The sequence below is a fragment of the Stenotrophomonas sp. NA06056 genome, from assembly GCF_013364355.1.
In the GTDB taxonomy this organism is placed as follows: Bacteria; Pseudomonadota; Gammaproteobacteria; order Xanthomonadales; family Xanthomonadaceae; genus Stenotrophomonas.
The window spans coordinates 3977349-4001306 of the sequence record NZ_CP054931.1; the positions used below are offsets into that span (position 1 = coordinate 3977349).

Annotated in this window: 27 protein-coding genes; 13 read left to right on the forward strand and 14 right to left on the reverse strand. The window is 66.8% G+C overall.

The window, feature by feature from the left end; all coding sequences use genetic code 11:
* Complete coding sequence (locus tag HUT07_RS17990) at positions 1–2538, reverse strand: methyl-accepting chemotaxis protein (RefSeq protein ID WP_176022059.1); 2538 nt, start codon at positions 2536–2538, stop codon at positions 1–3.
* Positions 2539–2740: 202 nt separating this feature from the next.
* Between HUT07_RS17990 and HUT07_RS17995 the strand changes: the two genes are divergently transcribed.
* Positions 2741–3574: an arylamine N-acetyltransferase gene (locus HUT07_RS17995; protein WP_176022060.1), complete on the forward strand. Its 834-nt coding sequence runs from the start codon at positions 2741–2743 to the stop codon at positions 3572–3574.
* 31 nt (positions 3575–3605) lie between these two features.
* On the opposite strand, the gene HUT07_RS18000 is transcribed toward HUT07_RS17995, so the two are convergent.
* The 3 genes from HUT07_RS18000 to HUT07_RS18010 are packed head-to-tail and all read right to left on the reverse strand — an operon-like array spanning position 3606 to position 5723.
* Positions 3606–3977, reverse strand: coding sequence for a VOC family protein (locus tag HUT07_RS18000; RefSeq protein WP_176022061.1), 372 nt, complete (start codon positions 3975–3977; stop codon positions 3606–3608).
* A gap of 10 nt (positions 3978–3987) precedes the next feature.
* The gene (locus HUT07_RS18005) at positions 3988–4626 is read right to left on the reverse strand and encodes a response regulator transcription factor (protein WP_176022062.1); all 639 of its coding nucleotides are present in this window, start codon (positions 4624–4626) and stop codon (positions 3988–3990) included.
* Positions 4623–5723, reverse strand: a complete 1101-nt coding sequence (locus tag HUT07_RS18010; protein WP_176022063.1) for a histidine kinase — start codon at positions 5721–5723, stop codon at positions 4623–4625. The genes HUT07_RS18005 and HUT07_RS18010 overlap by 4 nt, the downstream gene beginning before the upstream one ends.
* Positions 5724–5871: 148 nt before the next feature.
* On the opposite strand from HUT07_RS18010, the gene HUT07_RS18015 reads away from it, so the two are divergent.
* From HUT07_RS18015 to HUT07_RS18025, 3 genes are all read left to right on the forward strand, one after another.
* Entirely contained in the window at positions 5872–6309 is a 438-nt protein-coding gene (locus HUT07_RS18015; protein ID WP_176022064.1) for a DUF2141 domain-containing protein, read from the forward strand.
* A gap of 26 nt (positions 6310–6335) precedes the next feature.
* Positions 6336–7859, forward strand: coding sequence for a carotenoid oxygenase family protein (locus tag HUT07_RS18020; protein ID WP_176022065.1), 1524 nt, complete (start codon positions 6336–6338; stop codon positions 7857–7859).
* A gap of 62 nt (positions 7860–7921) precedes the next feature.
* Positions 7922–8638: a transporter substrate-binding domain-containing protein gene (locus tag HUT07_RS18025; protein ID WP_176022066.1), complete on the forward strand. Its 717-nt coding sequence runs from the start codon at positions 7922–7924 to the stop codon at positions 8636–8638.
* Positions 8639–8663: 25 nt separating this feature from the next.
* Here the strand turns inward: HUT07_RS18025 and HUT07_RS18030 are convergent, their stop codons facing one another.
* The 3 genes from HUT07_RS18030 to HUT07_RS18040 all read right to left on the reverse strand — a co-directional run bounded on the left by HUT07_RS18030 (position 8664) and on the right by HUT07_RS18040 (position 11981).
* Positions 8664–9566 carry a LysR substrate-binding domain-containing protein gene (locus HUT07_RS18030; RefSeq protein ID WP_176022067.1) on the reverse strand — a complete coding sequence of 301 codons (903 nt, stop codon included), beginning with the start codon at positions 9564–9566 and terminating at the stop codon, positions 8664–8666.
* Positions 9567–9806: 240 nt separating this feature from the next.
* A complete protein-coding gene (locus HUT07_RS18035; RefSeq protein WP_176022068.1) occupies positions 9807–10361 on the reverse strand; it encodes a GIY-YIG nuclease family protein in 555 nt (184 codons plus the stop codon).
* Between the two features lie 69 nt (positions 10362–10430).
* A complete protein-coding gene (locus tag HUT07_RS18040; RefSeq protein ID WP_176022069.1) occupies positions 10431–11981 on the reverse strand; it encodes an alkaline phosphatase in 1551 nt (516 codons plus the stop codon).
* Between the two features lie 112 nt (positions 11982–12093).
* Between HUT07_RS18040 and HUT07_RS18045 the strand changes: the two genes are divergently transcribed.
* Positions 12094–12891, forward strand: coding sequence for a serine hydrolase (locus HUT07_RS18045; protein WP_176022575.1), 798 nt, complete (start codon positions 12094–12096; stop codon positions 12889–12891).
* A 67-nt stretch (positions 12892–12958) separates the two neighbouring features.
* Complete coding sequence (locus tag HUT07_RS18050) at positions 12959–13492, forward strand: hypothetical protein (protein ID WP_176022070.1); 534 nt, start codon at positions 12959–12961, stop codon at positions 13490–13492.
* A 19-nt stretch (positions 13493–13511) separates the two neighbouring features.
* Here the strand turns inward: HUT07_RS18050 and HUT07_RS18055 are convergent, their stop codons facing one another.
* A complete protein-coding gene (locus HUT07_RS18055) occupies positions 13512–14075 on the reverse strand; it encodes a TetR/AcrR family transcriptional regulator (RefSeq protein ID WP_176022576.1) in 564 nt (187 codons plus the stop codon).
* A 48-nt stretch (positions 14076–14123) separates the two neighbouring features.
* Complete coding sequence (locus HUT07_RS18060) at positions 14124–14720, reverse strand: NAD(P)H-dependent oxidoreductase (RefSeq protein WP_176022071.1); 597 nt, start codon at positions 14718–14720, stop codon at positions 14124–14126.
* A 191-nt stretch (positions 14721–14911) separates the two neighbouring features.
* On the opposite strand from HUT07_RS18060, the gene HUT07_RS18065 reads away from it, so the two are divergent.
* On the forward strand, positions 14912–15313 hold the full coding sequence (locus tag HUT07_RS18065; RefSeq protein ID WP_176022072.1) for a response regulator: 402 nt from the start codon (positions 14912–14914) through the stop codon (positions 15311–15313).
* Between the two features lie 11 nt (positions 15314–15324).
* Here the strand turns inward: HUT07_RS18065 and HUT07_RS18070 are convergent, their stop codons facing one another.
* The 3 genes from HUT07_RS18070 to HUT07_RS18075 are packed head-to-tail and all read right to left on the reverse strand — an operon-like array spanning position 15325 to position 17545.
* Entirely contained in the window at positions 15325–16152 is an 828-nt protein-coding gene (locus tag HUT07_RS18070; RefSeq protein ID WP_217706643.1) for an isocitrate lyase/phosphoenolpyruvate mutase family protein, read from the reverse strand.
* 46 nt (positions 16153–16198) lie between these two features.
* Complete coding sequence (locus HUT07_RS20385; protein WP_217706644.1) at positions 16199–16348, reverse strand: hypothetical protein; 150 nt, start codon at positions 16346–16348, stop codon at positions 16199–16201.
* A 9-nt stretch (positions 16349–16357) separates the two neighbouring features.
* Positions 16358–17545, reverse strand: coding sequence for an acetamidase/formamidase family protein (locus tag HUT07_RS18075; RefSeq protein WP_217706645.1), 1188 nt, complete (start codon positions 17543–17545; stop codon positions 16358–16360).
* A gap of 288 nt (positions 17546–17833) precedes the next feature.
* Here HUT07_RS18075 and aroQ point away from each other — a divergent pair, with 288 nt between their 5' ends.
* From aroQ to accC, 4 genes are read left to right on the forward strand one after another with little or no spacing between them, the layout of a single operon-like run.
* Positions 17834–18286 (forward strand): type II 3-dehydroquinate dehydratase, encoded by a 453-nt coding sequence (gene aroQ / locus HUT07_RS18080; RefSeq protein WP_176022074.1) that lies wholly within the window; start codon positions 17834–17836, stop codon positions 18284–18286.
* Complete coding sequence (locus tag HUT07_RS18085; RefSeq protein WP_176022075.1) at positions 18283–18705, forward strand: lysozyme inhibitor LprI family protein; 423 nt, start codon at positions 18283–18285, stop codon at positions 18703–18705. Before aroQ ends, HUT07_RS18085 begins: the two co-directional genes overlap by 4 nt.
* Positions 18706–18758: 53 nt before the next feature.
* Positions 18759–19241 (forward strand): acetyl-CoA carboxylase biotin carboxyl carrier protein, encoded by a 483-nt coding sequence (accB, locus tag HUT07_RS18090; protein ID WP_176022076.1) that lies wholly within the window; start codon positions 18759–18761, stop codon positions 19239–19241.
* Between the two features lie 12 nt (positions 19242–19253).
* On the forward strand, positions 19254–20621 hold the full coding sequence (gene accC / locus HUT07_RS18095; protein WP_099820474.1) for an acetyl-CoA carboxylase biotin carboxylase subunit: 1368 nt from the start codon (positions 19254–19256) through the stop codon (positions 20619–20621).
* A gap of 144 nt (positions 20622–20765) precedes the next feature.
* Here the strand turns inward: accC and HUT07_RS18100 are convergent, their stop codons facing one another.
* Entirely contained in the window at positions 20766–21140 is a 375-nt protein-coding gene (locus HUT07_RS18100) for a hypothetical protein (RefSeq protein ID WP_176022077.1), read from the reverse strand.
* Complete coding sequence (locus tag HUT07_RS18105; protein WP_176022078.1) at positions 21137–22099, reverse strand: hypothetical protein; 963 nt, start codon at positions 22097–22099, stop codon at positions 21137–21139. Before HUT07_RS18105 ends, HUT07_RS18100 begins: the two co-directional genes overlap by 4 nt.
* A 150-nt stretch (positions 22100–22249) precedes the next feature.
* On the opposite strand from HUT07_RS18105, the gene prmA reads away from it, so the two are divergent.
* Entirely contained in the window at positions 22250–23170 is a 921-nt protein-coding gene (gene prmA, locus HUT07_RS18110) for a 50S ribosomal protein L11 methyltransferase (protein ID WP_176022577.1), read from the forward strand.
* Positions 23171–23212: 42 nt separating this feature from the next.
* On the forward strand, positions 23213–23956 hold the full coding sequence (locus HUT07_RS18115; RefSeq protein WP_176022079.1) for a DUF3426 domain-containing protein: 744 nt from the start codon (positions 23213–23215) through the stop codon (positions 23954–23956).
* Positions 23957–23958: the final 2 nt, after the last annotated feature.

A 23958-nucleotide genomic window follows, 5' to 3' on the forward strand; every position in this document is an offset into this window, starting at 1 on the left:
TCACGCCGCGGCCTGCGCCCGCCGCTCGGGCTGCAGGCGGAACGCTGCCACCGCTTCGGCCAGCGCCTGCACCTGGGCCTGCATCTGCGCGGTCGATGCACCAGCTTCTTCAACCAGGCTGGCATTGCGCTGCGTGCTGGCCTCCATCTGCACGACGGTCTGGTTCACCTGGGCGATCCCCGCATGCTGCTCATGCGAAGCACTGCGGATGCCGGCCAGCAGCCCGGCCAACTGCTGCACGCTGCTGACGATCTCATCCATCGTGGTGCCCGCCTGCTCGGCCTGCGTACTGCCCTGGCCAACCCGCGCTACCGAATCCTCAATCAGTCCCTTGATCTGCTTGGCCGCATCCGCGCTGCGCTGGGCCAACAACCGCACCTCGGCGGCGACCACCGCAAAGCTGCGGCCCTGCTCGCCTGCCCGCGCGGCTTCCACGGCCGCGTTGAGGGCCAGGATGTTGGTCTGGAAGGCGATGCCATCGATCAGCTGGATGATGTCGCCGATGCGCCGCGACGACGCGCTGATGCCCTGCATGGTCGCCACCACCTGGCCGACCGCGGTACCGCCGCGCTCGGCCACCCTGGCGGCATCACGCACCAGTCCGTCAGCGCGTCCCGCGGCGTCGGCATTGCGGCCGACGGTGTCGGTCAGCTCATGCATCGATGCCGCGGTTTCTTCCAGGTTGGCCGCTTGTTGCTCCGTGCGCTGGGAAAGATCGTGATGGCCGGCGACGATCTCGCCGACCCCCACATCCAGACGGAGCGTGGCCTGCTGGATACGGGTGACAATGTGGCCCAGCTGCGCGACGGTGGCGTTGGCATCGTCACGCATGCGCGCGAATACGCCCTGCAGGTCGCCTTCCATGCGCACGCTCAGGTCACCGCGTGCCAATGCAGCCAGCAGCGCCTGCAGATCGCCAAGGTTGCTCTCGAAGGTGGACAGCAGGCGATTGATGCTGGTCGACAGCGTGCGTACGAACCCTTGCTTGCCCTGCAGTGCGATGCGCCCCTGCAGCTCGCCATGCGCCGCCGCGTCGACCAGTGCCGCCACTTCGGTTTCAAGCAGCGTTTCCAGCGCGCGACTGCGCCATTCCACTGCCACGCCAAGGAAGTGGTCGTCCTCGACGATGGCATTGGCGATCAACTGGTAGCGGGTACCGGCGTGGCCGATCTCGCGCTCTTCGCGCTGCCGCACGCCGATCAGCCCCCCCAGCGCCGGATGCAGGCGAACCGCGTCGCTGCCGAGCAAGGCCTCTGCGGAAAGACCCAGCAGCTGCAGCAGCGCCGGGTTGGCGTAGGCCACCTGCCCTTCCGCATCAACCACCATCAAGCCAGTCTGCGCGCTGTCCAGCGCCTGCCGCACGCGCGTGTTACCGCGTGCCAGCGCGCGCTCGGTCTCGATCCGCGCACGCAGGCGCTGCTGCATGTCGACCAGACGCTGCGCGAGCTGGCCGATCTCATCGTTGGCGTTGTGCACGCGCAGCGTAGTGTCGAGCCGATCATCAGCAATATCACCGGCAAAGCGCAGGGTGTCCTGGATCGGCCGACGCACTGCACGCACCACCAGCACCAGGCTGGTGATCAGCACACCAGCCACCAGCAGCAGGGTGGCCACGAACAGCGCGCTGGCCGTCCTTGCGCCTGACTGCTGGCGCAGTTGTGCCTGTCCCAGTGCTGCAACCTGGGCCTGCTGGAACGCAGCCAATGCCGGGCCCACGGCCGCGGCGGTCTCAAGCAGCGATTGCGCCTCCACATCCAGGCCGACGCGCGCGGCGGTATAGCCCAGCAACGCCGCCTGGTACGCTTCCATCCCGTTGCGCACGCGCTCCTGCACCTCGGCGGGCAGGCCGGTCAGTGCCAGATCGAAGGGCAGCTTTTCTTCGCTGGCACGATCAGCATGGGTGGAATCGCCGTCGAGCAGCAGCAACGCTTCCTGGCGCCGCATCCGCTGCACATGCAGGGACAACGCAGGACGCTCCAGCGCATCCACCTGCGTCTGCAGTGCGTCGGCAGCCTGCTGCAGCTGCGCGGCCAGACCGGCGTCGCCGCGTCCCATCTCATCCACCCGCTCGAACAACGCGGCGATGCCCTGCGAGAATGCATCCACAGACTCGGCCATCGCCTGCAGCACCCTGCGTCGTCCCGCATCCATCGGCATGTCACGCAACGCCTGCAGGTCCTGCTTCAACATCTGCTGCGTGGCCAGCAACTGGCTGCGGTCTGCATCATCGAAACTGCGCGCATACTGGGTCTGCAGGCGCCGGGCCTCGGCCACGCGAGCGGCCAGCGAAGCCACGCGATCACTGCCGTGCTGGTAGCTGGCCTGATCGCGCGCCGCCTGCGTGCTCGCCTGGTTGGTCCAGGCATGGACGGCGGCGATGGCCAGCAGGCCCAGGCTGCAGACCAGCAGGGTCGCCTTGAGCTTGTCGGCGACGCTGAGCCGATGGGGCTGCAGCCAGCGCAGCAGGCCAGGGAAACGGGAACGCAACCCGGCAACGCGGCTACGCAGGGACCGAAGGTGGGGAACGACGGCCGACATGACAGACTCCAGGCGGAAGGACGCACCTGTATCGGCCGGCTTCAGCGCAACTTTAGCGCCGAAGTGAATCCTGCCGCGGACAGTGGCCGGTCGTCGCTGTTGTACCGGCCGCAGGCGACGGGGGGATGACACCGGGGAGGCACACTTGACCTCAACCCCAGTTGCGGTAGCACAGTAGAGCCCCCTGCCCGTGTTGACCGTCATGTCCATCGATGTCCCCCGCTATCTGCAGCGCCTGCAGCTGGATGCCCGACCACCACTCACCCTCGCCGGGCTGACCCTGCTGCAGCAGCACCACAACGCGCTGCTGCCGTTCGAGACGCTGACCAGCCTGCTGCGCGATGCGGTCGCCATCGACCTCGACAGCGTCCAGCACAAGCTGCTGCACGCGCAGCGCGGCGGCTACTGCTTCGAACTCAATGGCGCGTTCCTGGCGCTGCTGCACGCCCTGGGCTTCGACGCGCAGCCGCTGAGCGCACGGGTGCTGTTGTCGGCCACCGATGGCGAGTTGACCGCGCGTACCCATCTGCTGCTGCGGGTGCGCCTGCAGGACGAAGACTGGCTGGTCGATACCGGCTTCGGCAGCCTGACCCCGACCGTGCCATTGCGCCTGCATGAGACTGCCGTGCAGGACACACCGCATGAGCGCTACCGCGTGCAACGCCTGGATGATGGCGATTTCATGCTCGCCGCCGAAGCAGCGGACGACTGGCGGGCGCTGTACCGCTTCGATCTGCAGCCACCGGCGCCGATCGACAACGAGGTGGGCAACTGGTACGTGTGCACGCATCCGCAGTCGAGCTTCCCGGGCCAACTGCGTGCGTCACTGACCGGGCCGGATTGGCGACGCACCATCGGCAGCGGCAACTACACCGAATACCGCCCCGGGCAAGTGCCGGCCAAGCGCCCGCTGCGCGATGTACAGGACGTGCGCGAGGTGCTGCAGCAGGGCTTCGGCATGCGCCTTCCGGACGATCCGCGACTGGACCCGGCCATCGCCGACTGGCTGCAGCGATCGCAGGCCCCATCCGCGTAGAGCTTTCGGCCCTCGGTTGCTGCCATTGGCGCTACGCGTTGACGAGCGCCTGCAGGGCAATCCGGTTGCCCTCGCTGTCGCGGATCTCGGCAACCCGCCAGTCACCGGCCACGGCTGGGCCAAAGCACAGCACCGCGCCGGCCTGCAACGCGCGCCGCAGACTGTCATCCAGATCATCCACACCCAGGTAGATCCGCGCGCCCTGCTCCGAGGGCAGGTAGTCGGCGCCGTGCACCAGCGCCATGCTGGCCCCCACGTCCGCGTCGTTGAATGGCAGGTACGCCATCCGGCAGTCGTGCACGTTGATCGGCGCAGCGACGTCCACCTGCAGCCATTGCCGATAGAACGCGATGGCGCGGTCCAGGTCGGCAACGGGAACTTCAACGTGCAGGATGGGATTCATGGCGTCGGCTCTAGATGATTCGCAGGGTGATGGCCTTGAGTACCGCGCGGGTGCGATCACGCGTACCCAGCTTGTCCAGCAGGGTGGATACGTAGTTCTTCACCGTGCCCTCGGCCAGGAACAGGCTGCGTGCGATTTCCTTGTTGCTGTAGCCACCGGCCAGCAAGCGCAGGATCGCTACCTCGCGCTCGCCGAAGGTATCACTGGGCGGCGCTTCGTCATGGAATCGATAGCGTGCCCGTACCGGTTCGGTGCTGACCGGCAGCAACAGTGTCTGGCCGGCAGCGACCCGCTCGATGGCCTCGCGCAGGTCTTCCGGCGCTGCGTCCTTGAGCAGGAAGCCCTGCGCGCCGGCCTCACTGGCACGCAGCAGCAGGTCACTCTCGTCGAAGGTGGTCAGCAGCAGGCAGGGCGTGCTGTCGCCACGCGCACGCAGCTGGCGCAGGGCCTCGACACCATCCATGCCGGGCATGCGGATATCGCTGAGCACCACGTCCACTTCGTGCGTGGCGAGCGCCTGCAGCAGTGCCTGGCCGTCCTCGGCTTCCAGCACCACGTGCATCCCCAGCCCCTGCAGCAACGCACGCAGGCCGGCACGCACCAGTGCCTGGTCGTCGGCCAGTGCGATCCGGATCGTCGGGGTGCTCATGCCGGCAACCGTGCGATCAGGTGCATGCCGCCGTGCTCAGTACGGGCAAGCTGCAGCTCGCCCTGCATCACGGCCAGGCGCTCGCGCATGCCGACAATGCCATTGCCTTCGCTGATGCGCTCGGCACGTTGGCCGTCATCGCGGATATCAATGCGCAAGCGGGAATTCTCTTTGGTCATCGTCAACCACACGGTGCCGGCATCGGCGTGGCGTGCGGCATTGGTCAGCGCTTCCTGTACCAGGCGCAGCACGGTCTCGGCCAGCTGCGGGTCGGTCACCCGCAGGCCCTCGGCAATCTGCACCTGCAGGCGCGGGCGCGGGAATGGCGCAGCCAGCGCGTGCAGCGCGGTGTCGAGATCCAGGCCACGATCGTCGCGCATCGACTGCACGACCTGGCGGATATCGGTCAGCAGCTCACCGGACAGCTGTTCGGCCAACAACAGACCGTCGCGTCCGGCCAGCGCCGGATCGGCGGCCAGCGCGCGCAGGTTCAAGCGCATGGCGGTGAGCTTGTGTCCGGCCACGTCGTGCAGTTCACGCGCCAGCCGCAGGCGCTCGGCATCACGCGCACTGTCGGCCAACAGCGCGCGCGTGGCCAGCAGATCCGCATTGACGCGGGCCAGCGCATCGCGTGCCAGTGCGGTGCTGCGCGCGTAGTGCGCCGTGAGCGCAGCGAACACCTGGAAGCCGCCGTACAGCAGCACGATCATCAATGGCTGCGGGAAGGCAGCCTGCTTGAGTACCGCATAAAGTGCGACGTTGGCTGCCAGGGCAATGAGCAGCACTACCCGCGGCGGCCAATGCTCGGCCAGCTGGGCAACCAGCACAACCAGCAGGATCGGCGCAGTGCCCGTGCGCGGTTCCAGCGCCACCATGGCCACCGCCAGCACGGCCTGCATCACGCCGGCGATCAATCGCACGCCCTCACGGCTGGGCAGCTGCGAATGCACGGCGAACAGCAGCAGGAACAGGCCAAGCACCGCCCAGCGCAGGCCCGCCCCTGGGGTGTGTACGCCCAGGGTCAGGCCGACCACCAGGATGGTGACCAGGCCAGCCAGGCTGAGCGGGCTCAGCAGATGACGGAGGAAGGAGGGCATGTCTGCATGCTGCGGGCAGTGGCGGGCGCTCGGCAATGGGGACGGCGCAGAAAGTGACTTCTGGCACGTCGGATTGATGACCACTGGCCCTGATCGCCGAGCTTGCGGCCGCACAGACTGGCCACACACCGCCCACGGAGCCATCGCCATGATCCTCACCAGCACGATCCGCGCCACCCTGCTGTGCGCCACCCTCGCCGGCCTGTCGATGGCCACCAGCGCTGCCGCCGCCGAGCTGACCGTCAATGTGCATGACATCCGCGCCCAGACCGGCACCCTGCGTGTGGCACTGGTCAACACCGGCACGGCGTGGGACGGCAAGGCTGCGCCGGTGCAAGCGCAGCAGGCACGCCCCCAAGGTGAGAGCGCGCACTTCACCTTCAAGGACCTGCCGGCCGGCGACTACGCCGTGCTGCTGACCCACGATGAGAACGACAACGGCAAGCTCGATACGAACCTGGTGGGCATGCCGGTAGAGGGTTATGGGTTCAGCAACAACCCGCAGGTGATGCGCAAGCCGACCTTCGATGAAGCGCGTTTCAGCGTGCCGACCACCGGCACGGCCATCGACATCAGCCTGCGCTGATCCATCCACTCCGCCCGAGACCTGTCATGGACCGTCGCCGTTTCCTCCGCACCCTGATCAGCAGCACCGCCGGCCTGGCCCTGGGCGTGGCGGCCCTGCGCAGCGCGCCCGCATTCGCCAACGACCCGGCGCAGTTCGCCGAGGGCGTGCAGGCGCATCCGTGGCTGATGGGATGGCGCAGCGTGACCAGCGAAACACTGGGCCCGGCCACGGTGGACCTGCAGGGACGGCTGCCGACCGGACTGGCCGGCACCCTGTACCGCAACGGACCCGCTTGGAGCGAACGCAATGGCCTGCGCTACGACCACTGGTTCGACGGCGACGGCATGGTCCACGGCTGGCACTTCAACGGTGACGGCACCCTGACCCATCGCGCGCGCATGGTTGCCACGCCCAAGTTCAGCCGTGAGCAGAAGGCCGGCCGCTTCCTGTATCCGGCCGCCGGCACCAGCGTTCCCGACGCCCAGGCGGTGCGCAACAACGATGATGCCAATGTCGCCAATACGTCGGTCATCGGCATCAACGGCCGCCTGTTCGCGCTGTGCGAGTCAGGCTCGGCATTCGAAGTGCATCCGGATACGCTCGACACCCTCGGCCCGGTCACGTGGCGGCCGGATCTGGCTGCGCTGCCTTTCTCGGCGCATCCGTTGGTCGACCGCGATGGAAGCCTCTGGAACTTCGGCTCGATCAGCCTGCTGGGTGGCGCCGGCCTGTTGGTCTGGCACATCGGCAAGGATGGCCAGCTGCGCAGCGCCAACGTGATCCAGACGCCGGAGCGCGGCTATCTGCATGCGTTTGCGATGACCGATCAGCATCTGGTATTCGTACTGGCGCCGTTCGATTTCAACACGAGTGGTGGCAGCTTCTTCGAGCGCATGCAGTTCGCTCCGCAACGTGCCGCGCGCATCGCCGTGGTGGCCAAGGATGCACCGGACAAGGCGCAGTGGTTCGAAGCACCGTTCGCGGCGATCTATCACTTTGGCGATGCCTATCAGCGCGGCGACGGCATCGTGCTGCGCGCCGTGCGCCGCGACAACATGGATGAAGCGCGCTCACCGATGAAGGAGGCGATGGCCGGCGACGGAGCGCACGCCAGCAACGGACGTACCTCGCTGGTCGAACTGCATCTGGACATGCGCCGTGGCAAGGCGCACTGGCAGGACACCGGCATCAGCACGATCGAGTTTCCGCTGTTCGATCCCCGTACGGCGGGCAACCGCGGTGCGCGCCTGTATGCACCGACGGTCGATGGTCCAGCAACGGCGCCGTACTTCAATGCGGTCGCCGCCTTCGATGTCGACCGTAGCCGCCGTCAGGTCTGGCGCTATGGCACCGACATCCTGGCCGAGGAACACGTGTTCGTGCCGCGACCAGGCAGCCGCAATGCCGACGATGGCTGGCTGGTCGGCACGCTGCTGGACCCGGTGAACGCGCGCAGCGGCATCGCCGTTCTCGATGCACGGCATGTACAGGACGGCCCTCTCGTGCAGGCATGGCTGCCCTACGCGGTACCGCTGGGCTTCCACGGAACGTTCGTGGCACGCAGCTGAGCCGACGCCGTAGGCACAGGACCGATGGCATGCTGGACCGCCTCCCCGTACCGGAATCCACCATGTCCCTGGCCGATCACCGCCATGCCTTGGCCCCAAGGGGCTTCCTGCGCGTTGCCATCAACCTCGGCAACCCGGTGCTGGCCCAGGGTGACGCCGATGCACCACGCGGGCCTTCCGTGGAGCTGGCCTCCGCGCTGGCACAGCGGCTCGGCGTGCAGGCCCGCTTCCGTTGCCACGAGGCGGCCGCATCGGTGGTGGCAGCGGTGAGCGACGATGCGTGGGACCTGGCCTTCCTGGCGGTGGACCCGGCACGTGCCGACCGCATTGCCTTCAGCGCGCCGTATGTGGAGATCGAAGGCACCTACCTGGTGCGCGATGACAGTCCCGCACAGCAGGTGGCGGATCTTGACCGCAACGGGTTGCGCATCGCGGTGGGCCGCGGCGCCGCCTACGATCTGTTCCTCAGCCGTGAACTGCGACAGGCAACGATTGAACGTGCCGATACCTCAGCCGCCGCCATTGCTCTTTTCGACCAGCAGCGGCTGGATGCAGCGGCTGGTGTACGCCAACCCCTGCTGGCCTGGGCACAGGCACATCCCGGCCATCGTGTGCTGGCAGATCGCTTCACGGTCATCCAGCAGGCGGTCGCAGCGCCCGTTGCACGGCCCACCGCGGCGTTGCAGGCACTGTTCGCGGAAGTGGAAGCCATCAAGGCCGGGCCGCTGCTGGGCGAGGCCTTCGCGCGTGCCGGGCAGGCGGTCACGCTGCTGCGGTGACGCGCACGCCAGGGGTACGACTACGCTATCCCGCGTCAGTGGCCTGCATGTGCCGCACGTGCTCGGCAGCCTGCGCGTGCAGCCAGTCGCGGAAGGCGAGGAAACCACGGTGCCGTACCGAACGTTGCGGGTACACCAGCCAATGAGGCCATGCGGTTTTCAGGCGCCGGTCCGACAACGCAACCAACTGGCCGGAGTCCAGCAGCAGCCGCGCCCGCGTGACCCGCCCCAACGCAACACCTACGCCGTCCAGTGCAGCGCGATGATGGGCTTCGGAATCATCCAGCACCGCGACGAACCGCGTGGGCGGATGCTGCCCGATCATTGCGAACCAGGCGCCCCACGCGCCGTCAGGGTCTCCCAGCAGCGGCCACTGTGCCAGCGGTACGTGGCCGATGCCGCCCATGCGCTCGATCAGTGCCGGGCTGGCCATGGGCAGCAGCCATTCGTCGAACAGGGGCTCCACCACCAGCCCCGGCCATTGCCCGGCGCCCAGCCGCAGCGCTGCATCGAACTGCAGTTGCCGGTCGAAGTCGATCAGTCGTTCGCTCGACTGCAGATTGATTTCGATCTGTGGGTGCGCGGCCACGAAGTTTCCCAGGCGTGGCACCAGCCATGCACTGGCCATCGACGGCACGGCGCTGAGGGTGAGCACATGCTCCGGTCGCGCGGCATAGGGCTGGAAGGCGTCGTTGATCGCATCCAGATGGGGCCCGACCTGATCCAGCAGGCGCTGCCCTTCCAGGGTCAAGGCCACACCGCGTGCCTGCCGGATCAACAGCGGCTGGCCCAGGCGCTCCTCAAGCTGGCGCATCTGATGGCTGAGCGCACTGACCGTCAGGTTCATCGATGCGGCGGCGCGGGACAGGTTGCCCAGGCGAGCGGCAGCGACGAAGCCCTGCAGGGCATGCAGCGGTGGACGGGACATAAGGCTTGAATTCCTCTCAAGTCGACCTTGCAGAAATGTCGCTTTTTGCGCCCCCATGCTGCCCGTATCGTGCAATCCACTCAAGTGGAGGCACGATCATGAACATCTTCAGCGGTCTGTTGTTCCTGCAGGGTCACGTGACCAACGTTGCCCTCGCCCAGCGCCTGGCCAATCCCGTCCCCGCAGCGCCCGATGCACACCGGGCACCGCAGCCGGCCCACACCCCGGCCCCGGGCAGAATCACCCGCCGCGCTGCAGGTGCTCCGGCAACCACGGCTCCGGGTCGATAGCGAGCGCGCGATACGCATCGACGGCTTCGCGCAGTGCGGCCGCGCCGACGGGCGTGCGCAGGCTTTCCTCTTCCGGCACCTGCACGGCCGCCCAGTCATGCAACCGGTCCAGACGCTGGGTCATCGCCGCCCGCAGCCAGGGCCGCAACGGGTAGGTGCGATAGCCGTGCTGCGCCAGCGCATGCACGGCCTCGGCCAGAGCGGCGTTGGCCCCGCGCACCCATTCGGTGCGCCCTCCGGCCTTGTCCTGCACCGTCATCGGTGCCGGCGCGCGATGCAGCTTGAAGGGCCGACGCAACTGCAGTTCAAGGTCACGCGCATCCCGCTCGGATTCCGCCTCGACCAACGCACCCGCTTCCAGATCGAAGAACTCGAACCAGCGTCGATGCAGCGCGCTGATCCGTCCCAGCGGATCGCGCGAGAATCCAATCTTCGCGTAGTCCTCCCAGGCACAGGGAAAGACGTAGGCGAACACGCGGCCATCGATGCGGATGTCGGAATCCATGGCTGCAGGATGATGAGGCCCGCATGTGTGGAACGTGCAGGCGCAGTACCGGCACCTGTGTGGGGCCGGTCAACGTCGCTGCAGTGCTTCCTGTATCGCAGCGGCCACATCGGTGTTGTCGATGTAGCTGCCGTCGTTCAAGCGCACATGCCGGCGGTAGCCTTCATCGATGCCGCGCACGCGTTTGCCCAGCAGCTCGGCGCCATTACCCTTGGCCCACAGCGGCACCAGGCCGTTTGAATGGTTGCCGGTGGGGCGGAAGCTGATGCCCGGCATGCGGCCACGGCCATGGTTGCGCACCGGCTGGAAGGCCACCTGCTGCGCATCCGGGCCCATCGGCATGCTGTTGTCGTGGTCGGTGGTGACAATCAGCAGGTTGCGCTCCCAGCCACCGTTCTCCTCGATCCACGCCATGACCGCCGACACGGCGTCGTTGAACTCGACGGTCTCTTCGATCAATCGGCCAAACTGCGGCTGTCCGGTGCAGGCGCCATAGTGCCATTCACTGCCGCAGGCGCTGGTGTGCGCTGCCCAGTCGGTGGCGCCCCCTTCAATCATCAGGAACAGGCCGTTGCTGGAGCGATGCTGCAGGAACTGCAGTGCGCCACGGGTCATCGTCGCCAGATCCGGTACGCTGTCGACCTTCTTCACGCCCGACGGTGTGCGCGCGTCTTCGCCCAGCACCTGCACCTGACGCGCCTGCTGCAAGGTGTTGGCCACGCGCGGTACGCCGATCAGCGGGCGGTCGTAGGGCATCAGGCCCTGCGCCAGGGCAACAAACTCGGCCTTGCTGCGGATCAATCGCCACGGGCCGGATGGATTTCCGGCGATGGCCGTGCCTGCCTCAAGCTGCTGCCAATCCTGCTGCGACACCCACTCCCAGGGGTTCCCACAGCCCTCGGCCGCCAGGCTCTGCGGTTCGTCGACGCAGGCGTGTCCATTGACGCTGTAGCCAGGGCCGCCAGTACCCATCACCAGGTCCATATGGCCCTGTGCCAGCATCTGATGGGCAATCTGGTGATAGCTGTTGCGTGATTCGGCCTGCGCGGCGAAGGCAGCTGGCGTGGCATGCGCGAACGGCACCGAGGTCACCACACCGGTGGCCATGCCCAGGCGTTTGGCACGCAGCGTGTTGAACTCCACCGGTACTCCGTCGTTGTCGACGTTGATGGCGTTGTTGTAGGTCTTCACTCCCGAGGACAGCGCTGTACCGGCCGCCGCGCTGTCGGTCGCTACCGCAGCCAGGTACTGGTACCCCGCGAATGGCAGATCCGCCGCAGGCACCGGCGTGGCATCCCACGCCTTCCGTGCGTCGTAGCCGAGGGTCTGCGCTGCGTCGTGCGTCGGCTGGCTGCTGGCGTTGAGCGGGAACGTTGTCACCGCCAGCCGCTGCGGGAAGTCGGCATAGGGGGCACCTTCGCGGCTGCCGTACTGCCAGTAGGCGGCAGCATCCCAGGTACCCCAGCCGGCGCCATCGTTGATCATCACGATGACGTTGTGCGGCCGACCCAGCGCCAGTTCGTGCCGATCAGTGCGAAGGTCGTGATGGCAACCGGTGATGGCAACCAGCGCTGTCAGGATGGCCAGCCGCAACCAGCGGCCCAGATTCGTTTTTTTCATCAGCAGTCCCGGCACAAAGCGGTGTGATCCAACCAGATGGGTGACGTTATATCATTGCAATATTTCAGAAGCAGTCATCCAGCGCAGGCCGGCGCCGGTACGCTATCGCCGCATGCCCTCCATGACCGCTTCCCGCTCCCCTGTGTCATCGATCACCATCGATGCCACCTCCCTCCAGATCCTTCAGCAGCAGCACGCGGAGCTGCGACGACCACCGGCCTCGCTGACCAAGCTGATGACTGCCTACACCGCATACGACCTGCTCGCGCAGGCGGGTGGTTCGTGGTCGGACACGATCGCCATCGATGCGCGCGACGTACACGAGGTGGCCGATGATGAAACGCGGATGGGCCTGGTGCCCGGCGAACGCATCGCCCTCGGCAAGCTGCTGGAGGGGCTGATGGTGGTCTCCGGCAATGATGCGGCGCTCGCCCTGGCCCGTCATCTGGCTGGATCGCAAGCGGCGTTCGCGCAGCACATGAACAGCCACGCGCAAGCGCTCGACCTGCACGATACGCACTTCATCTCCGTGTCCGGCATCACCACCCCGGGCCATCTGTCGACCGCCCGCGACATGGCGATGCTGGCCGCGCACCTGCTCGTCCGCTACCCGGATCTGCTGGCGATCACCGCACAGCGCAGCTTCGCGCACCGCACCCTGCACAAGGCCAACCAGAACGCCCTGCTGGGCGAAGAGGGCGTCGATGGTTTGAAGACCGGTTACACCCAGGCTGCAGGCTTCTGCCTGGCAGCCACCGCCCGTCGCAGTTGCGCGGGGCATGCACGGCCTCTGCGCCTGATCAACGTGGTGCTGGGTGCTGATTCCCGCGCGTCGCGCGACGACCAGGTCCGCGCGCAGCTTGATGCGGGCTTTGCCATTGCCGCGGTGGCCGAGGCCCAGCGTGTGTGACGGGCAGACCGGGCAGACACCAGATGCAATGCGCTCTATAGTCCAGCGCCCGAAGGAATACCCAGCGATGGATCGACGTTTCTTGTGCTGGCTGCTTGCGCTGTTCTGCACGTTCGCCGCGGCACTCACCCATGCCGGCGAACTCACTCCCTCCGAAGCCGACGCGCTGCAGCAGGACGTGCGATCGCTGCTGTCCACCTTCGCCCGCGGCGATACCGATGCCATGATCGCGCGCACCCATCCCAGCGTGAAGCGGTTTGCCGGCGGCGACGCAGCGTATGCGAAGGCCACGCGCGATACGATGAAAGCACTCGACGAGATGGGCGTGAAGGTCATCAGCGATGATGTCGGCGCACCGACCCGCAGCTACGCTGCCGGCGATGAAGAAGTCTGCTTCGTGCCGCGGACCACGGTGCTCACCATCGACGCGCAGACGGTGAAAAGCCTCACTTTCATGATCGCCATCCGGCCGGTGGGCGGTACGCAGTGGCGCTACATCGATGGCGCCGCGATGCAGGCGATGCCGGAGCTGCTGCGACAGCTGTTGCCGGATCTGCAGCCTGACGTGCCGCTGCCCCGGGTCAGCGTCGAGCCTCTGTAGGCTGCTGCACCCACACGTTTCAGATGCTGCGCTTGACGATGGCGACGATCACGCGCTCCAGCTCGGCCTCGGCGGCCGGATGCTCCACCGCACCGGCCGCCACCGCTTCAGACAGGGTTTCGGCGGCTCCGAGGATGGCCCACAGGCCGGTGGCCGGTACGACCTCTCCCGCGGCGAACGGGCCCAGCCACTGCGCGCACTTGTCGATGAAATCCTGCTGGTAGCAACGGCGCACCGCACGCAGCTCCGGCGATCCCGCCAGCGCGGCGAGGATGTCCTGGATCTCGCTGCCCTGTGACAGCACGCAATCGATGTAACCCGACGCAATGGCGTGCGCACGCTCCTTCAGGCGCGGCTTCGCGCTGCCGATGCGCTCATCGAAGACCTCGGTCTGCTTCTGGTCATAGTCGGCATACAGTGCGGCCAACAAACCGTTGCGGGTTTCGAAGTGGTCGTAGGCCAGCGGCTTGGCGACGCCCGCCGCCTCGGCCAGACGGCCCAGCGTCAGCGCATCGGTGCCTTCTTCGCCGACCAGCGCCCACGCCACATCCAGCAACTGGCGGGCACGCTGTTCGCGGGTCAGGCGGCGACGGGGCTCAGGCACGGCAGGGCTGGAAGACAAGGGCGAAGGTCAGGGCGCGGGGGATCCGATCTTACGTCCGATGTCCGCCGCCGTCTGCAGATGCGTTGCGGCCATGCCGCTGTCGGCATCCAGCAGCAGCGTGGATGACAGCACCGGCGCGCCACAGTAATCGAAGATGCCCTGGTCAATCTGGGTCTTCATCGCCGCGCCATAGCCACGCCGGTCGATCATCTGCTGGCCGGCGCCGCCGAGCCCTACCAGATGTACCTGCAACCGCTGCAGCTTCTTTTCCACCTTGCCATCGGCGCCTTCGTCATAGGCCCAGCCCTGGCTGAAGACGCGATCGATCCAGCCCTTCAGCAACGCCGGGAACGACCACCAGTAGAGCGGGTAGACCAGCACCAGCGTGTCGGCCGCATCCAGCCGCGCGTGCTCGACGGCCACCTCGGCCGGCACCGTCGTGGTTCTGCGGAAGAACGCGTGGTCCTGCGCGTTGAAGCGAGGATCGAAACCCTCAGCCATCAGATCCACGGTGGTGACCGTGTTGCCTGCATCGGCGTTGATGATGGCCTCGCCGATCCGCGCCGCTACGGCGTGGGTGAGCGAGGCGGGTTCGGGGTGGGCGATGACGATCTGGGTATGCATGATGGGGTTCTGGAAGTTCACTAGTTACCAATGGTAACCAAGAGTAAAGCCGGCACCAGCACCATCCGTGGAATGCTGTCGCGCATCGCGGCCACGCGTGTGCACACCACAGCCACGCCGGGCTGCCATCGCCTTGATGCCTGTAAGCGGATGCTTGCCAGACCACCGCAACGTTCGCACGACAACACACCATGCAAAGCAGCAATGAACGACCCGCAGCGCTACCGCGCCTGCTCCTTGTGGAAGACCAGCTCGACCTGGCCGATCTGATGGAGCAGGCCCTGACTGACGAAGGCAATGAAATCGCCCATGCCGGCAGCGTCTTCGAGGCATTGGGCATGCTCGACAGTGGCCGCTTCGACGGCGCCGTGCTGGACGTCGAACTTCGTGATGGGGTGGTGTTTCCCGTCGCCGATCGCCTGCTCGAGCTCGGCATCCCCTACCTTTTCGCGTCGGCGGTATACGACCAGCTGGTGCCGGTCAGGCACCGACGCGCGCCGTTCCTGGCCAAGCCGTTCCATGTTCAGGGACTGCAGCGCGCCGTGCGCGAAGCGCTCGGCAGGACGTCCCCTGCGGCGGCTGCACCTCACTGACCCGCATGCACTTACGGCTTGAACAACCCGTTGAGCTCGGCACCTGACGGGGTGTCCGGCAGCGCGTCGAATGATCCGCTGGCAAGCATCTGTTCGGATGCCCTGAGGAAGCCCGCCCACGCACTGCGGGCCAGCGCACCGCCGACACTGACCCGGCGCACGCCCAGACTGGCCGCCTGCTGCAGCGTCATCTGACCGGGCGAACCGATCAGCAGATTGACCGGCCTGCCAGCCGCTGCATCCACCACAGCACGAATCTGTTCGGCGCTGCGTATGCCCGGTGCGTACAGGCAGTCGGCACCGGCCTGCGCATAGGCGCGAATGCGGGCCACCGTATCGTCCAGGTCGGGGCGCCCGACGAAGAAGTTCTCCGCGCGCCCCACCAGCATCACGTCGCGCCCGCTTTCGTCGATGGCACGGCGCGCGGCCTGGAGCCGGGTCACGCTGTCTTCGATGCTACGCAGCGGATGCTCCGCGTCGCCGCTGGAATCCTCGATCGACAGGCCGGCTACACCGGTGGCGATCGCCATCGACACACTCTCGTACACCGCCTCCGGGCTGTTGCCGAAACCATCTTCGAAGTCGGCGTTCACCGGCAGATCCGTCGCCGCCACCATCGTCCGCAGATGGGCGAGGATCTCACTGCGCCCCATCGCCCCGTCAGCCTGCCCGTGGGCCCAGGCATGGCCGGAACTGGTGGTGGCCAGCGCCTGGGCACCCAGCCGTGCCAGCGCCACGGCACTGCCCACATCCCATGGATTGGGCAGCAGGAAGCAACCGGACGCATGAAGTGCCCTGAAGGCAGCACGGCGGTTCTGGATTGCGTCTGCACTCATCACGGACTCCTGATTGATACACCTTCCCCCGACGTCGCCAGCGCAACGGTCACTTGGCAGCGGGCTTCACAGCGGTGCCGCCCGATGCCGGCGCCGCTGTCGTCTGCAGTTTCAGCCCCTGCAACACCGCCTTGTCCAGCTTCGCCGCCACGCCGACACTGCGCCCGGCAAGGTTGGCCACCTGGTACTGCACCGCCACGCCCAGCACCTAGGTCGCTTCAGACAACGTCAAGCCATACGCCTGGCGCAGCCACTGCAGCATGCCCGAGGTAGCAAGGCGCAGCGCATCGTCGCTGGAACCGCCCTGGCCCAGGGTCATGATCTGCGTTGCCGATTCCACCCGCGGCGTCGTGATCGCATGCTGCTTCAGCAACTCCACCTTCACCTCCACATCCAGCGACGTCTCCAATGCCCACTGCGTGGTTTCGCCATCTCCCTGCAAGGCGTGGCCATCGCCGAGGTACATCAGGCCGCCAGGCTGCTGCACAGGCAGGTAGACCGTATTGCCTTCAACCACGGCGTTGAAATCCATGTTGCCGCCGAAGTCGGCGGTATCGCCGGTGGAAAACGGCGGGTAACCGAATCCCGGTGCCAGCGCCAGGCCGCCGAGCATCGGCTTCACCGGCACTTCGAAATGCCGCAGCCCGCCACTCGCTCCCTGTGGACGGGCGACGCCCTTGCTGCGGTCCAGTAGCCAGCGCACAGGCTTGCCCAGCCCGCTGGCTTCGGCAGCCACGCGCGGCGTCTTCAATCGACCCACCAGGCCATCCAGGCTGTCGGCATGGTCGCGGTTGAGCTTCAGCGAGGTCAGCGTGATCGCCAGCGTATCGCCCGGTTCGGCGCCGACCACGAAGAAGGGTCCCACCTGCGGATTGCCGAACAGCGCACGGGTGACGCCGTTCTCGTCCACCCCGCCAGAGTCCAGCGTGCGGGTCTGCACCGAGTCCCCCGGCCAGATCACCAGCACCGGCGCGCGGTCGGCGCTGAACGTATTGGAATAGTCGGTCGGCGTGAACACATGGCGCTGCGGTGCGGTCGAGGTCCGCGCCGGTACCTTCCAGGCGCTGAAGGCGTGAACGGCACGCGCATCGCGGTTGTTGGTGTCCGGCTGATTGCTCTGTCCCTGCATCCGCGCACCATCAATGCGTCCGTCGAACTGGTAGCGCTGGCCCTGGCTGTCGGTAGCGGTGAACACCATCTGCCCGGCGCCCAGGGTGCCAGTGACCGGGTCGGCGTCCAGCCGACCGGCGATACGCCCGCCCTGTACGTCCAGATGCAGGGTCTGGTAGTTCCTGTTGCCCCACAGGTCGGTGGCAACGATCCACTGTTCGGCAGCCAGCGCATTCAACGGCAGTATTGCCAGCAGCAGTGCAGGCAATCGCAAGGAGGTAGGCAAGGCGGACATCCATGAACGCCGACATGGCGGGTAGGCGCAGTGTAGGAATGCCGTGGCAACCTCCGCAGTGTCGAACGTAACGCTGCCCGGCGCCATCGTCCCGGCGGGGGATGGTCGACGCGCGCAATTTCCACTATCTATAGGAAGCCTTCCCGCGCCCGCCCGGCATGCAACCACACGGATGACGGCATTTTTCAAACGGACGCTTTAAACACCACTAATTTCGCCGAACTGGACAGCATCCTCAGCTTCCGCCAGACTGCCGCCCTTTCCCGTCAATCGGATCCCATGGCGAAGCTGCTGGTCCTGCATGGCCCCAACCTCAACCTGCTCGGCACACGCGAGCCGGAGGTCTACGGCCACACCACGCTGGCGGACATCGACCAGGCCCTGGCGGCCCAGGCCGCTGCCGCAGGTCATGCGCTGGAGAGCCTGCAGTCCAACGCCGAGCACGTGCTGGTGGATCGTGTACAGGCCGCACGCAACGACGGAACCGCCTTCATCCTGATCAACCCGGCCGCCTTCACGCATACCTCGGTTGCCCTGCGCGATGCGCTGGCGGCGGTGGCCGTGCCGTTCATCGAGATCCACCTGTCCAACCCGCATGCCCGCGAGCCCTTCCGCCAGCACAGCTATTTCAGTGACAAGGCAGTTGGCGTGGTATGTGGCTTCGGTGCCGACAGCTACCGCTATGCGATGGACGCGGCGTTGGCACGCGTGCAGGCTGCCGCCGCATCATGAACCTGTCGCGCGTCCTCGCCAGCGTTGTGCTGTGGGCAGCCCTGTGCGGCGTTGCCACGGCGTCCGACCGTGAGGCCGAAGGCATCGACTGCGCGCATCCGATCACCACGATGGAGAGCGACCTGTGCGCCTCGGACGTGGCAGCGGCCGCCGACGTCGAACTCAACGCCGTCTACGCACAGGCGCGCCGGCAGCTGCGCACGCCGGCCAACGGCGGCGGTTGCAGCTACTGCGGCGACGCCGAACAGCAGCTGATCCTGGCCCAGCGCGCGTGGATGCAGCTGCGCGACCACGACTGCCAGGCGGTGTATGCCCTCAACTCCGACGGCACCGCGCGCAATGGCGCGCAGATGCGCTGCCTGATCACCCTCGCGCGCGACCGCACCCGGCAGCTGCGCGACTTCTACGAACTGCTTTGACCCGAGCGCAACGCGCTTCCCACCACACTGACATCAAGAGCAAAGAGGCCACCATGGATCTCCGCAAAATCAAGAAGCTGATCGACCTGCTGGAAGAGTCGAACCTGGCTGAAATCGAAATCAAGGAAGGCGAAGAGTCGGTGCGCCTGTCGCGTGCGCCGGTCGGCACCTTCGCGCAGATGGCTGCGCCGGTCGCGCCGGTGTATGCCGCCCCTGCCGCTGCTGCACCGGCCATGCCGATGCAGTCGCCCACCGAAGCCTCCACCGGCGGCACCGCCAAGCCGGGCAACGCACTGCCGGAAGGCCACGTGCTGCGCTCGCCGATGGTCGGCACCTTCTACGCCTCGTCGGCACCGGACAAGCCGGCATTCGTCAGCGTCGGCCAGCAGGTCAAGGCCGGCGAGACCCTGGCGATCATCGAAGCGATGAAGATGTTCAACCCGATCGAAGCCGATGCATCGGGCACCATCGTCGCCATCCTCGGCGAGAACGGCCAGCCGGTGGAGTTCGACCAGCCGCTGTTCGTGATCGGCTAAGGGGCGGCTGCCATGCTCGACAAAGTCGTCATTGCCAACCGAGGGGAAATCGCGCTGCGCATCCTGCGCGCGTGCAACACCCTGGGCATCCGCACGGTGGCCGTGCACTCCACGGTCGACCGCAACCTCAAGCACGTGGCCATGGCCGATGAATCGGTCTGCATCGGTCCGGCGCCGTCGGCGGAAAGCTACCTCAACATCCCGGCGTTGATCGCCGCGGCCGAGGTCACCGACGCCCAGGCCATCCACCCGGGGTATGGCTTCCTGTCCGAGAACGCCAACTTCGCCGAGCGCGTGGAAGAGTCCGGTTTCATCTTCATCGGCCCGAAGGCAGACACCATCCGCCTGATGGGCGACAAGGTCGAAGCGATCCGCGCCATGAAGTCGGCCGGCGTGCCGTGCGTGCCCGGCTCGGGCGGCCCGCTCGGCGATGACATCGTCGCCAACACCAAGATCGCCCGTGAGATCGGCTACCCGGTCATCATCAAGGCAGCAGGCGGCGGCGGTGGCCGCGGCATGCGCGTGGTGCACGCCGAAGCCTCGCTGAAGACCTCGATCGAAACCACCAAGAGCGAGGCCAAGGCCGCGTTCGGCAATGGCGAGGTCTACATGGAGAAGTTCCTGGAGAATCCGCGCCACGTGGAAATCCAGGTGCTGGCCGACGGCCAGGGCAATGCCATCCATCTCGGCGAACGCGACTGCTCGATGCAGCGTCGTCACCAGAAGGTGGTCGAGGAAGCGCCGGCACCGGGCATCACCACCGAGCAGCGCGAGCAGATCGGCAAGGTGTGCGTGGAAGCCTGCATCCGCATCGGTTACCGCGGCGCCGGCACCTTCGAGTTCCTGTACGAAGACGGCCGTTTCTACTTCATCGAAATGAACACCCGTATCCAGGTGGAGCATCCGGTCACCGAGATGGTCACCGGCATCGACCTGGTCGCCGAACAGCTGAAGATCGCTGCCGGCCAGAAGCTGTCGATCAAGCAGAGCGATGTGGTGCTCAGCGGCCATGCGATCGAGTGCCGCATCAACGCCGAAGACGCTGAAACCTTCGTACCGAGCCCGGGCACCATCACCGGCTTCCACGCACCGGGTGGCCCCGGCGTGCGCGTCGATACCCACATCTACAGTGGCTACCGCGTGCCGTCGAACTACGACTCGATGATCGGCAAGCTGATCGTGCACGGTCCGGACCGCGAGACCGCCATCGCCCGCATGCGGGTGGCGCTGAGCGAGATGGTGGTCGATGGCATCAAGACCAACATCGCCCTGCAGCAGCGGATCATGCGTGACAAGGGCTTCCAGGCCGGTGGACAGAACATCCACTATCTGGAAAAGCGCCTTGCCGAGCGCAAGAGCAAGCCGATCGCGTTGACCTGATCGGCAACGGCTGTCGCTGGACATGAAAAGGGCGGGGATTTCCCCGCCCTTTTTGCGTTTCTACGGTAGCGCCGGGCCATGCCCGGCGGGCTTCTATTGCCACCGTGCACCCGCCGGGCATGGCCCGGCGCTACCGGTGTGGCGTCAGCGCTTGTCGGCCACTTCCGCGGGAATCTGCGAGTTCGCCAACGGACGCACGCCGTTCGGCGAGGTGGGATCGACGATCACCATGGTCTCGCTGGAACCATCGGGCCACACCACCTGGAAGGTGCTGCCCGCCGGCAACGAAGAGAACGGCACGCCACTCTGCGCGCGGTAAACGGCGGCAACCTGGCTGGCACCGGCGCGACGCACCTCTTCCTGCGCCTTCACCGTGGTGAGTTCCACCTTCGACAGACGCCGGTAGCGGTCCTCGTAGGTATCGATCATCAGCAGGCCTACGGCACCGGCCGAGTACGCCACGAACAGCACCACCCAGAACCAGAACTTGGCCCCATGCAGGAATCGACGGTAATTCATCGTCCGTCCCTCGTTCCAATCAATCGCTTGATCCATTCCTTCATTTTCCCCGCACCTTGCCGCGAAACCGCGGCGTCATACACAAAATCACGGAAGTCCTGCGTTCCATCCGGCGAACAGATCCCTCCATTCGCACAAAAACTGTTGACCAGCACGCTGTCGGCTCCACAGGGAAGACCGAGTTCGCAGGCCGCAACCCGCCATGCCAGTTCGCTGAGCTGTTCGCCGGCGACCATGCCGGTAAAGGCCTTGTCACCGGCCGCGCGCAGGCCCATGCCCGGCGCGATCGCCATATAGGCTTCCGGATCGCGCGAGGTACGCACGCGCTCGACCAGGTCACGACGGTACTGCTCGCTGTCGTGCAGCGGCTCACCTTCGGCAAACAACGCCGCTTCGGCAGCCAGATTGCCCTGCTGGGCCGCACGACGACGCTCGCCGAGCACCAGCGCCGGCCCCAGCTTGTCACCGGGCACGAAGCCACCGCAGCGCTGCGCTACCCGCTCGCGCGCATCGACCATCGCCGGTGCGGCACTCAGGCCGAGGCCGGTCAGTACGTTGTTGTCCAGGCGATAGCCACCCGGATCAACGGCGTACTGCGCGCAGTAGTCATAGACCCGGCTGAGCATCCAGCGCGCCTCATGGTTGCCCTGGTCAGCCTGCACGCGCAGGCGCTGCGCGTAGGCGTACAGATCGGTGGCACCTTCGATGTCGGCGCGGATATCCAGCGGCAGGCCCGAAGGCAGCGCGGTGCCACGTTCGAACGCGGCGAGGCGGCGTGCCAGGGCTTCGGGCATCACCGGTGCCAGCGCGCCCTGCGCATCACTGGTTTGGGCCAGCGGGGCATCGACGTGCGTGTCCATGCCCCGGCTGTGGCCGTTGGCCCGATAACCGGCCACGCCCAGCACGGCCACGGCCGGCAGGACGAGCAACCAGGTTTTCAGGGTCGGGGCGAAGGCCATCGGCAACGGGCGGTGGTACGGCGCACAGGAAAGCGCCGAGTTTAGCAAGGCCCGTGAGGCCTGTCTGAATCGGCCTCGTTCATCTCAGGGCATACGGAGACGCCCTGATGGTCTAGCATGGCCCCCTTTCCCGCGATTGCCCTCACCGCCATGCCGTTCCTGGAACTGACCCTGCGTTGCACCGAAGCCACCCAGCCCCGCTATGAGAATGCGCTGGAGGACGTCGGCGCGCTGGCGGTGACCCTGCTGGATGCCGAAGCCGATACCAGCAACGAGCAGGCCATCCTGGAACCCGGCGTGGGCGAGACCCCGCTGTGGGACACCCTGGTGCTCAGCGCGCTGTTCCCGGCCGACAGCAACGCCTTGCTGCTGCTGGCCGCGCTGGAAGCCTTCGACCCCGAGCTGGACTGGAGCAATGGCAGCTTCCGCGCCGTGGCAGACGAAGACTGGGAGCGCGCGTGGCTGGACCAGTTCCAGCCGATGGACTTCGGCAGCCGTACCTGGATCGTGCCGTGGAACCACGATCTGCCGGAGGCCGCGCAGGCGGCCGACGCCGCCATCGTGCGCCTCGACCCGGGCCTGGCATTCGGCTCGGGCACCCACCCCACCACCGCGCTGTGCCTGCGCTGGCTGGACCAGTTGGCCGTTGATGGCCAGCTGCAGGGCCAGCGCGTGCTCGACTTCGGTTGCGGCTCGGGTATTCTCGCCCTGGCTGCGCTGAAGCTCGGTGCCGCCCAGGCCATCGGCGTGGACAACGACCCGCAGGCCCTGATCGCCACCGCCGACAATGCCGAACGCAACGGCGAACAGGCGCGCATGCAGGTGTACCTGCCGCAGGACGAGCCGGTAGCCACCTACCCGATCGTGGTCGCCAACATCCTGGCCTCCGCATTGGATGCACTGGCCGAACTGCTGGCCGCCCGCGTTGCCACCGGTGGTCGCATCGCCCTGTCGGGCATCCTGCATGGCCAGGAAGATGAACTGCTGCAGCGCTATGCGGCATGGTTCGATGACCTGCAGGCCACCCAGGATGGCGACTGGATGCGCATCACCGGCGTGCGCCGCGCCTGATCGTGGTTGAATGACCGCTGGATCCGAGCCCGCGCCCTGAGCATGTCCGAGCCGAACCCACCGCGCCGTCCCCTGGCTACGTTCCTGCGCACTGCGCAGGAGCGCGATGCCACGCCTGAAGCCACCGAGCCGCGCGAACCGGTGCCCACCGATGCAGCGCCGGTGATTGACGACATCGACCCGGCAACCGAGGTCGTGGCCGAAACGGTGCCACCGGTTGCCGATGATCCCCTCATCGAACCGGCCCACGTTGCCACACCTGGCACTGTTGCAGGCACCGCCGATGCGCCCAGTTTCCTTGGCGTGCGCCCGCGGGCACTGCCCACCCCTCGCTGGCAGTGGCTGCTGGTGGCCGCGCTGGCGCTGCTGCTGCTGCTGCAGAGCGTGCTTGCCGATCGTGCACGACTAGCCGCCGATGCCGGCACCCGGCCGTGGATCAGCGCGCTGTGCACTGTAGTGCGCTGCGCGCTGCCAGCCTGGCGCGAGCCCACTGCATTCACCATGACCAGCCGTGAAATCCGCCCGTTGCCAGCCCAGGCAGGCGTTCTGCAGATCCAGGCCAGCATCCGCAACGACGCGCGCTGGCCACAGGCATGGCCGGACCTGCGCTTGTCGCTGTCCGATGCCGATGGTCGCGTGATCGGCACCGGCGTGTTCGCGCCGGCGCAGTACCTCGGTGAGAACCCGGGGGCGGCTCCGCTGGAACCGGGTCAGAGCGCGCGCATCGCCTTCCGCGTGCAGGAGCCTGCCGCATCCACGGTCGCATTCACCTTCGAGTTCCTTTGACC